1 protein-coding gene is annotated in these 11,169 nt (G+C 62.1%); it reads left to right on the forward strand.

The window, feature by feature from the left end:
* The first annotated feature begins 78 nt into the window (after nucleotides 1-78).
* Complete coding sequence (locus CRN80_RS21900; protein ID WP_098951101.1) at nucleotides 79-11,076, forward strand: non-ribosomal peptide synthetase; 10,998 nt, start codon at nucleotides 79-81, stop codon at nucleotides 11,074-11,076.
* Nucleotides 11,077-11,169 lie beyond the last annotated feature (93 nt).

Raw genomic sequence — 11,169 nt, forward strand, 5'->3', positions numbered from 1 at the left:
TAATTTTTCCCCGCCCGGTTCGTTTTATAGGGACGACGTGCCTTTGTGCTTCCCGCCTATTGCCCCGGATTCCAAGAAATGAATGCTGAAGACTCCTTGAAACTTGCTCGCCGGTTTATCGGGCTGCCCCTGGAAAAACGCCAATTGTTCCTGCAAGCCTTGCAGAAAGAAGGCGTGGATTTTTCAAGGTTTCCGATTCCGGCAGGGGTGGAGGTGGAGGACCGCCAGGCGCTGTCCTACGCACAGCAGCGCATGTGGTTTCTATGGCAATTGGACCCGGCCAGCGGCGCCTACAATTTGCCCGGCGCGGTGCGTTTAAGTGGCGTGTTGAGCCTGCCAGCGCTGGAGCAAGCGTTCGCCAGCCTGGTGGCGCGGCACGAAACCCTGCGCACAGTGTTCCAGCGTCAGGCCGATGAGCGGCTGGCGCAGGTGGCGGTGGAGCCGTCGGTGACCGTCGAGCACCTGGACTTCACCGCCTTGGCCGTCGACGCGCGGGAGCAGGCCGTCAACGCCGCCGCCACCCGTCAATCGCTGTTGCCGTTCGACCTGGAACATGGGCCACTGCTGCGCTTGCAACTGCTCAAGCTTGCCGAGCAGGAACACGTGCTGCTGCTGACCCTGCACCACATCGTCTCCGACGGTTGGTCGATGAACGTGCTGATCGACGAATTCATCCGTTGCTATGACGCCCATGAACGCAACGAAACGCCCCAACTGCCAGCGCTGCCCATCCAGTACAGCGACTACGCCCTGTGGCAGCGCCGCTGGCTGGAAGCGGGCGAGCAGGCGCGTCAGTTGGAGTACTGGCAGGCTCGCCTGGGTGATGTGCATCCGGTATTGGAACTGCCCACTGATCACCCACGCCCGGCCATGCCCAGCTACCAGGGCACACGGCATAACTTCGCGATTGAGCCGGCGCTGGCCGTGCAACTGCGCAGTTGCGCGCAAAAACACAACGTCACCCTGTTCATGCTGTTGCTCGGCGCCTTCAATGTGCTGCTGCACCGCTATACCGGCCAGGGCGATATCCGCGTCGGTGTGCCGATTGCCAATCGCAATCGAACCGAAGTCGAGGGGCTGATCGGTTTCTTCGTCAACACCCAGGTGTTGCGCACCGAACTGACCGGGCAAACGCGGGTTGCCGAGTTGCTGCAAGGTATCAAGGAGCATGCCCTGGGCGCCCAGGCCCATCAGGAGTTGCCCTTTGAACGTCTGGTTGAAGCGCTGAAAATCGAGCGCAGCCTGAGCCACACGCCGCTGTTTCAGGTGATGTATAACCATCAGCCGGTAGTCGCCGACATCGCCTCGGTCAGTACCGCATCGGGGCTGGAATTGGCCCTGGTGGAATGGCAAGGCCGCACCACCCAGTTCGACCTGACCCTGGACACCTACGAAAAGTCCGGCACCCTGCATGCCGCGCTGACCTACGCCAATGACTTGTTCGATACGCCCACCATCGAGCGCATGGCCCGGCATTGGACCCGCCTGCTGCAGGCCATGGTGCTCGATGGCGAACAGCGCATCGGCGAATTGCCCATGCTTGATGCGGATGAACAGCAACGGCTCGTTCACAGCTGGAACCAGACCGCCGAGACGTACCCGACCGAACGCGGCATTCATCACCTGATCGAAGACCAGGCGCGGCGCAGCCCTGATGCACCGGCGCTGGTGTTCGGTAGCACCACCTTGACCTACGCCCAACTGGATGCGCGCGCCAACCAGTTGGCCCATGCCTTGGGCGAGCAGGGCGTAGGGCCGGACGTGCTGGTGGGCATCTGCATCGAGCGCTCCATCGAGATGGTGGTTGGCCTGCTGGCGATTCTCAAGGCCGGTGGCGCCTACGTGCCCCTCGACCCTGAGTACCCCCAGGAACGCCTGGCCTACATGATCGAAGACAGCGGCATACAACTGCTGCTCAGCCAGCAGAGCCTGCTGGCGTCGCTGCCCGTCGCCGGTATCCAGGTGATTGCCCTGGACCAGCCGGCGCTATGGCTCGACGGCTACAGCAGCGAATTGCCGAATGTGGCCTTGCATGCCCTTAACCTGGCCTACGTGATCTACACCTCGGGCTCCACCGGCAAGCCCAAAGGCACCGGCAACAGCCATCGCGCCTTGGTCAACCGCTTGAGCTGGATGCAGCAGGCGTATGGCCTGGGTGCCAATGACGCGGTCTTGCAGAAAACCCCGTTCAGCTTCGACGTGTCGGTGTGGGAGTTCTTCTGGCCGCTGATGACCGGCGCACGCCTGGTGGTCGCGGCGCCTGGGGAGCACCGTGAACCGGCGCGCCTGATTGACACCATTGGCCGGCACGCCATCACCACCTTGCACTTTGTACCCTCGATGCTGCAGGCGTTTATCCATGAACCGGGCGTACAGGCGTGCGCAAGCCTCACGCGTATCGTCTGCAGCGGCGAAGCCTTGCCCCTGGATGCGCAACAGCAAGTGTTCGCCAAGTTGCCGACTGCGGCGCTGTACAACCTCTATGGCCCGACCGAGGCGGCCATCGACGTCACGCACTGGACCTGCATCGACGAAGGCGCCGACAGCGTGCCCATCGGCCGCCCGATCGCCAACCTCGGCACCTACGTGCTGGACGCGCAACTCAACCCGGTGCCGGCTGGCGTCAGCGGTGAACTCTACCTGGGCGGCGTTGGTCTGGCGCGCAGTTACCACCGACGCCCGGCGTTGACCGCCGAACGTTTTGTGTCTAGCCCGTTCGTGACGGGCGAACGCCTGTATCGCACCGGTGACCGCGTGCGCCAACGTGCCGATGGGGTGATCGAATACCTTGGCCGTCTCGATCATCAGGTCAAGTTGCGTGGCTTGCGTATCGAGCTGGGCGAAATCGAAGCACGCCTGATGCAGCATCCACACGTGCGCGAAGCCGTGGTGCTGGTACATGGCGGCAAGCAGTTGGTCGCCTATCTGGTGCACGCAGGCGAGGCGCCAACGGACCTCAAGGCCTGGTTGCTTAGCAGCTTGCCGGAATACATGGTGCCGACGCATTTCATTGCGCTGCCCAAGCTGCCGGTGACCGCCAACGGCAAGCTCGACCGCAAGGCGTTGCCAGTGCCGGACGGGGCATTGCAACAGGCGTTTGTGGCGCCACAAGGCGACCTGCAAACAGCCCTGGCCGCCATCTGGAGCGATGTGCTGGGCGTTGAGCAGGTCGGCCAGGACGATAACTTCTTCGAGCTGGGCGGCGATTCGATCATCTCCATCCAAGTAGTCAGCCGCGCCCGTCAGGCCGGTATTCGCCTGAGTCCGCGTGACCTGTTCCAGTACCAGAGCATCCGCAGCCTGGCGCTGGCGGCCAGCTTCGAGCAGGTCAGCCTGATCGACCAGGGCCCGGTCAGCGGCGAGGTCATGCTGACGCCCGTGCAGCACAGCTTTTTCGACCAGCCGATCCCGGCGCGGCATCACTGGAATCAATCCTTGTTGCTGGTACCCGGCGAGATGCTTGAGCCGGCACGCCTGGAAGCAGCGCTGGCGCGATTGATGCAGCATCACGACGCCTTGCGCCTGCGTTTTGTGCAGCAGGCTGACGGCTGGCAGCAGAGCCATGCCGCCTACGTCAGCGAACCGCTGTTGTGGCAATGCCAGGCCAGCACCGACGCCGAGTTGGCGGCGCTGTGTGATGAAGCCCAGCGCAGCCTTGACCTTGCCCAAGGCCCACTGTTGCGCGCCGTGTTGATGAGCATGGCCGATGGCAGCCAACGTGTGCTGCTGGTGATCCATCATCTGGTGGTGGATGGCGTGTCCTGGCGCATCCTGCTTGAAGACCTGCAACAGGCCTACCGCGAACAGGCACTGCCGGCGAAAACCAGTGCCTACCAGCACTGGGCGCAACAGTTGCACAGCCACGCGCAGACCCTCGATGAGCAACTGCCGTACTGGCAAGCTCAGTCCGTCGACGCGGAACTGCCGTGTGATCACCCCGAAGGCGGCCTGCAAAACCGCCTGGGCGCCAAGCTGGAAACGCGCCTCGATGCCGAGCAAACCCGCCGCTTGCTGCAAGACGCACCAGCGGCCTATCGCACCCAGGTCAATGACCTGTTGCTGACCGCCCTGGCGCGGGTGATCAGCCGTTGGAGCGAGCAACCGGCTGCGCTAATCCAGCTGGAAGGTCACGGCCGTGAAGACCTGTTCGACGATATCGACCTGAGCCGCACCGTCGGCTGGTTCACCAGCTTGTACCCGGTGCGCCTGCAGGCCGAAGGCGAACTGTCGGCGGCGATCAAGTCGGTGAAGGAGCAACTGCGCGCCGTACCGAACAAAGGCATTGGCTACGGCCTGTTACGTTACCTCGGCACGCCTGACACCCGCGAAGCGTTGTCGACCCTGGCCGCGCCGCGCATCACGTTCAACTACCTGGGCCAGTTCGACCGCCAGTTCAACGAATCGGCACTGTTCGTGCCGGCCAGCCAGGGCAGTGGCCAGGCCCAGGATCCAGAGGCACCGCTGGCCAACTGGTTGACGGTGGAAGGACAGGTCTATGGCGGTGAGCTGTCGCTGCAATGGGGGTTCAGTCGAGAGATGTTCGAGGCGGCGACTGTTCAGCGGCTGGCGGATGATTATCGGCAAGAGCTGCTGGCATTGATTGCGCATTGCATCGACCCGCAACAAGGCGCTCTCACTCCGGCCGATGTAGCCTTGGCCCGACTGACCCAACAGCAATTGGACGAGCTGGCGCTGCCGGCACGCCAGGTGCAAGACCTGTATCCGCTCTCGCCGATGCAGCAGGGCATGTTGTTCCATAGCCTCTATCGGCAGGGCGAGGGTGATATCTACGTCGGTCAACTGCGCGCCGATGTGCAGGGTATCGATGTGGCGCAGTTCCAGAGCGCCTGGGCGCAGGTACTGGCGCGGCATGACATGTTGCGCACTGCATTTGTGTGGCAGGACGACCAGGGGCAGGCCCTGCAAGTGGTGTATCGTCAGGTCAGCCTGCCGTTTACCGAATACGACTGGCGCGGGCGTGAAGACCTTGGCGCAGCATTGGATAGCCTGGCCACCGAACATCACCGCCAAGGCTTCGAACTGGCCCGGCCGCCATTATTGCGGGTGGCACTGGTTCGTAGCGCCGAAGATCGTTGGCACCTGATTTACACAAGCCACCACATCTTGATGGACGGCTGGAGTAACGCGCTGGTGCTCAACGAGGTACTGCAAGCCTGCAAGGGCCAGACCTTGCCGCCGGTTGGCGCGGCGTTTTCCCAGCACATTGCCTGGTTGCAGCAACAGGACCCGATGGCGGGGGAGAGGTTCTGGCGTCAACGCTTGGAGCAGCTGGACGAACCGACGCACCTTGCGCGCAGCGTGACCAGGACCGCAGTGCAGAGTGCCGGTGAATATGGGGAAGTTCACTGCGAACTGGATGAGGAACAGACCCGACGCATGGTCGCCTTCGCCCGAACTCATCAAGTAACGCTCAACACGCTCGTGCAATCAGCGTGGTTATTGTTGCTGCAACGCTATACCGGCCAGGCCAGCGTGGCCTGCGGGGTGACGGTATCGGGGCGGCCGGCGCAGTCGGTGGGCGTCGAGCAGCAGGTCGGCCTGTTCATCAACACCTTGCCGCTGATCGCGGCGGCCAATCCGGCGCAGAGTGTCATCGACTGGGTGAGCACGATACAGGCGCTTAACCTGCAAATGCGCGAGCATGAGCACACACCGCTGTTTGATATCCAGCGCTGGGCGGGTTCGGCCGGTGAAGCGCTGTTCGATACCTTGGTTGTGTTCGAAAACTTTCCGGTGGCCAAGAGTCTGCAGCAGTCGCACGAGGGCGGGCTACGCTTCAGCGGCGTCAGCCATCAGGAACGTACCAACTACCCACTGACTCTTACCGTACATGGCGGCCAGCGCTTGAACCTGCACGTGGAGTACCTGTGCGCGGATTTTGCCACCGATGCGGTGCAACACATCGCGGCGTACCTGCAAGGTCTGTTGCAGCAGTTTGTCGACTCCCCTCAGCAAGCCCTCGGCGCTATCCCTTTGCTGCTTGCCCATGAACATCTGCGTGTGGTCCATGACTGGAATCCGCGTCACGTCGCTCAACCGGCACAGGCCAGCGTGTTACAGCGCTTCGAGCAACAGGCGCAGCTTTATCCGGATAACGTCGCGCTGATCCTTGATCAGCGACGCATGACGTACGCCCAGCTCAACATGCGCAGCAATCGCCTCGCTCATCGGCTGATCGATTTGGGCGTCGCAGCCGACAGCTTAGTGGGTGTCGCGGTGGACCGTTCCCTGGAAATGATTATAGGCCTGCTGGCGGTGCTCAAGGCCGGCGGCGCCTATGTGCCACTGGATCCGAAATACCCGGCCGATCGCCTGCAATGCATGATCGAGGACAGCGGCCTGAAACTGCTGCTGACCCAGCAGCCACTGGTCGAAGGATTACCGATCACCGACAACCTGGCCCTGGTGTGCTTGGAAGATGCGCCCGGCTGGCTTGCTGACTACAGCGCGCAAAATCCATCGCCGCGTGCCCAGCCCGGCAACCTGGCCTATGTGATGTTCACCTCAGGCTCTACCGGCCGGCCCAAAGGTGTGGGTATCGACCATGCTTCCCTGGCACGGCATGTGGAAGTGTTCAGTGAGTTGTTTGCACTGGCGCCTCATGATCGTGTGCTGCAATTTGGCACCTTCAATTTCGACGGTTTCGTCGAGCAGTTGTACCCGGCCTTGTGCTGTGGTGCAGCTGTAGTGGTACGTGGCGGCGAGCTGTGGGACAGCGACACCTTCTACCAGCAGCTGCTTGACCACGACATTTCCGTGGTCGACCTGACCACTGCCTACTGGTTGCAACTGGTGCGCGATTTTGCCGAGCGGGGCCCGCGCGATTACGGGCGCTTGCGCCAATTGCACATTGGTGGCGAAGCGATGCCACCGGAAGGGCTGAATGCTTGGCGCGAAGCAGGCTTGCAGCCTGTGCGGCTGCTCAACACTTATGGTCCGACTGAGGCGACGGTGACCGTCACCGCGCTTGATTGCGCAACCTACGTGGAAGGGCGTGAAGCCTTGCCGTCGATGATGCCTATCGGGCGGGTGCTTGATGGGCGCGCCATCTACCTGCTGGACGCCAACCTCAATCCGGTGCCGGTGGGGGTCGCGGGCGAACTTGTGATCGGTGGGCCGTTGCTCGCGCGCGGCTATTTCAATCGCCCCGGCCTGACGGCGCACCGTTTCATCCCCGATCCATTCTGCACCGGTGGGGCGGGGCGCCTGTACCGCACCGGCGACCTGGCACGCTACCGCGCCGATGGCATGATCGAGTACGTGGGGCGCATCGACCACCAGGTGAAAGTGCGTGGTTTCCGTATTGAATTAGGCGAAATTGAAGCGCGACTACTGGCCCAGGCCAGTGTGCGCGAAGCCTTGGTGATCGCCGCTGATAACCAGTTGGTGGGCTACATTGTGGCGAAACAGACGCTGTCCGAACCAGCGTGGGACGCCTTGCGTGAACAGCTAAAGACTCGCCTTCGCAAGGAATTGCCGGACTACATGGTGCCCGCGCATCTGGTATTGCTCGATCGGTTGCCCCTGAGCCCCAACGGCAAACTGGACCGCGCTGCACTGCCCAAGCACGATGTCAGCCAGCCACTGGCCCACTGGATTGCACCGGTGAGTGTCGTGGAAAAGCAAGTCGCTGCGATCTGGGCGCAGGTACTGGGTTGCGAGCGGGTTGGTCTCAGTGATCACTTCTTCGAAATGGGCGGACACTCGCTGTTGGCGACGCAGGTTGTGTCCCGCGTGCGCCATGGCTTGGGTATCGAGGTGGCGCTCAAGACGTTGTTCGAGCAGCCGTTGCTGGCGGATTTCGTTACTGCCCTGGGCTACGAGAGTGACTCGGCACCCAAGATGACGGCGGTATCGCGTGACCAGCCCTTGCTGTTGTCCTATGCCCAGGAGCGTCAATGGTTCCTGTGGCAACTGGACCCCGCGAGCGCCGCCTATCATGTGCCGAGCACTCTGCGCCTCACCGGGCACCTGGACAAGGCCGCCTTGCAGCGCGCCTTCGATACGCTGGTGATGCGTCATGAAAGCCTGCGTACTCATCTGCATCAGGCCGCCGAGGGCACGGTACAAGTCATCAGCCCGCAGGCACGCATTCCGATAGCCTCAATGGACGCCGATCAGGCAGGGTTGAAGGCGATGGTCGAAGCGTTGATCACCCAGCCATTCGATCTACGCCAGGGCCCGCTGATGCGCATCAGCCTGTTGCGTTTGGCTCCAGAGGAACACGTGTTGGTGTTGGTGCAGCATCACGTCATCTCTGACGGCTGGTCGATGCAAATAATGGTCGACGAACTGGTGCAACTCTACGCCGCGTTCAGCCAAGGTCAGGCGTTGGACCTGCCGCCGCTGCCTTTCCAATATGCCGACTACGCGATGTGGCAACGCAACTGGATGGAGGCTGGGGAAAAGGCTCGTCAACTCGATTACTGGCGCGATCTGCTCGGCGGTGAGCAGCCAGTATTGGAGTTGCCGTTTGATCACCAGCGTCCAGCCGTGCCGACCCATCGCGGCGCACGTTTGAATATCGCGCTGCCGACGCCGTTGGTCGATAGCCTCAAGCACCTGGCCCGGTGCGAAGGCGTCACGCTGTTCATGCTGTTGCTGGCGTCCTATCAAGTCTTGCTGCATCGCTACAGCGGCCAGCAGGACATCCGTGTCGGCGTGCCGATCGCCAATCGCAACCGTGTCGAGACCGAACGCCTGCTTGGCTTTTTCGTCAACACCCAAGTACTCAAGGCGGATATCGACGGGCATGCCACCGTTCGCCAAGTGCTCGCACAGGTCAAGCAGCGCGCGTTGGAGGCCCAGGCCCATCAGGATCTGCCGTTCGAGCAACTGGTGCAGGCCCTGCAACCTGAACGCAGCCTCAGCCTGAGCCCATTGTTCCAGGTGGCGTTCAACCACCATATCAGCCTGTCCGGCCGCCATTTGCAGCGCTTGGCGCAGTTGCACATGAGCCCGGTGAGCTGGGATGAAGCGCTAGCGCAATTCGACCTGACCCTGGATATTGAGGAGTCCGAGGACCAGTTGAATGCTTCCCTGAGCTACACCACAGACTTGTTTGATGCCGCCACCATCGAACGCATGACACTGCACTGGCAAAACCTGTTGCAGGCAATGATTGCTGATCAGCAGCAGACAATTGGCCAGTTAAACTTGCTCGGTGCTGACGAGCAACAGCACATTCTGCAGCTTTACAATCGTACCGACTCAGGCTTTTCGGCCCAGCGCCTGGTGCACGAGCTGGTGGCCGACCGTGCCCGTGAGAATCCGGCAGCAATCGCCGTGAAATTCGACGCGCAAACCCTGACTTATGGCGAGCTGGATCGCCAGGCCAACCGCCTGGCCCATGCCCTGGTTGCCCGTGGCGTCGGCCCGGAAGTGCGGGTGGCCATCGCCATGCCGCGCAGTGCCGAGAGCATGGTGGCGTTCCTGGCGGTGATGAAAGCCGGTGGCGTGTATGTGCCGCTGGATATCGAATACCCACGTGATCGCCTGCTGTACATGATGCAAGACAGTCGTGCGCAATTGCTGCTGACCCACAGCCGTGCGTTGCAGCAGCTGCCGGACCCTGAGGGCCTGGATACCTTGGCGATTGATCGCACCGAAGAATGGGCCGGTTACAGCGATACAGCGCCGGATGTGGCGCTGGACGGTGACAACCTCGCCTACGTGATCTACACCTCCGGTTCCACCGGCTTGCCCAAGGGCGTGGCGGTGTCCCACGGGCCGTTGGTGGCGCATATCATCGCCACTGGCGAGCGTTATGAAACCTCACCAAGCGATTGCGAACTGCACTTCATGTCGTTTGCCTTCGACGGCTCCCACGAAGGCTGGATGCACCCGCTGATCAACGGCGCCAGCGTGTTGATCCGTGATGACAGCCTATGGCTGCCGGAATACACCTACGAGCAGATGCATCGCCACAACGTGACCATGGCGGTGTTCCCGCCGGTGTACCTGCAACAGTTGGCTGAACATGCCGAGCGCGACGGCAACCCACCGCCGGTGCGGGTGTATTGCTTCGGTGGTGATGCCGTTGCTCAAGCCAGCTATGACCTGGCGTGGCGCGCGCTGAAACCCAAATACCTGTTCAACGGCTACGGGCCTACCGAAACCGTGGTTACGCCGCTGCTGTGGAAGGCCCGTAAAGGCGACCCATGTGGCGCCGTCTACGCGCCCATCGGCACCTTGTTGGGCAACCGCAGTGGCTACGTGCTGGATGCGCAACTGAACCTGCAACCCATCGGCGTGGCCGGCGAGCTGTACCTGGGCGGTGAGGGCGTGGCCCGGGGTTACCTGGAGCGTCCGGCACTGACTGCCGAGCGTTTCGTACCGGACCCGTTCGGCAAGCCGGGCAGTCGCGTGTATCGCAGCGGCGACCTGACGCGTGGGCGTGCGGATGGCGTGGTGGATTACCTGGGGCGTGTTGACCATCAGGTGAAGGTCCGGGGCTTCCGTATCGAACTGGGGGAAATCGAGGCGCGTTTGCGTGAACAGGACAATGTCGGTGAAACCGTGGTGGTGGCTCAGGACGGCCCGACCGGTAAGCAATTGGTGGCTTATGTCGTACCGGTAGAGTCGGTGGGTGACGAAGCCGTATGGCGCGACGCCCTGCGCCGCGCTCTGAAAACACGCCTGCCGGATTACATGGTGCCAGCGTACTTCGTGTTCCTGGCGCAGATGCCACTCACGCCCAACGGCAAGCTCGACCGCCGTAGCCTGCCCGAGCCGGACGCAAGCCAACTGCAACAACACTACGTGGCGCCGCAAACCGAGCTTGAACAGCAGATTGCTGCGATCTGGGCCGACATCCTGCACCTGCCGCAAGTGGGCCTGAACGACAACTTCTTCGAAATCGGCGGCCACTCTTTGTTGGCTATCCAGATCACGTCCCGCGTCCAGGCCGAGCTGGGCTTGGAAGTGCCGCTGGTGGAAGTGTTCCAGACCGATTCCTTGCGCGCCTATGTCCAGGCTGCTGCCACTTTCCGCGCCGGCACCGCGGCAGACTTTGATGATCTTCGTGACTTTTTGAGCGAACTAGAGGCGATTTGAACCATGCTTTCCAACCCAAATATCGACCTGGTGTCGCGCTTTCTTCGCTTGCCTCTGGAGCAGCGCCAGCAGTTTTATCAGCGCCTGCAAACC

The organism is Pseudomonas sp. FDAARGOS_380, assembly GCF_002591235.1.
GTDB classification, from domain to species: Bacteria; Pseudomonadota; Gammaproteobacteria; order Pseudomonadales; family Pseudomonadaceae; genus Aquipseudomonas; species Aquipseudomonas salmasensis.

What these genes read in the sequence shown, in the direction of transcription:
- CRN80_RS21900 (WP_098951101.1), top strand. Translation starts at nt 79, where the DNA reads ATGAATGCTGAAGACTCCTTGAAACTTGCTCGCCGGTTTATCGGGCTG.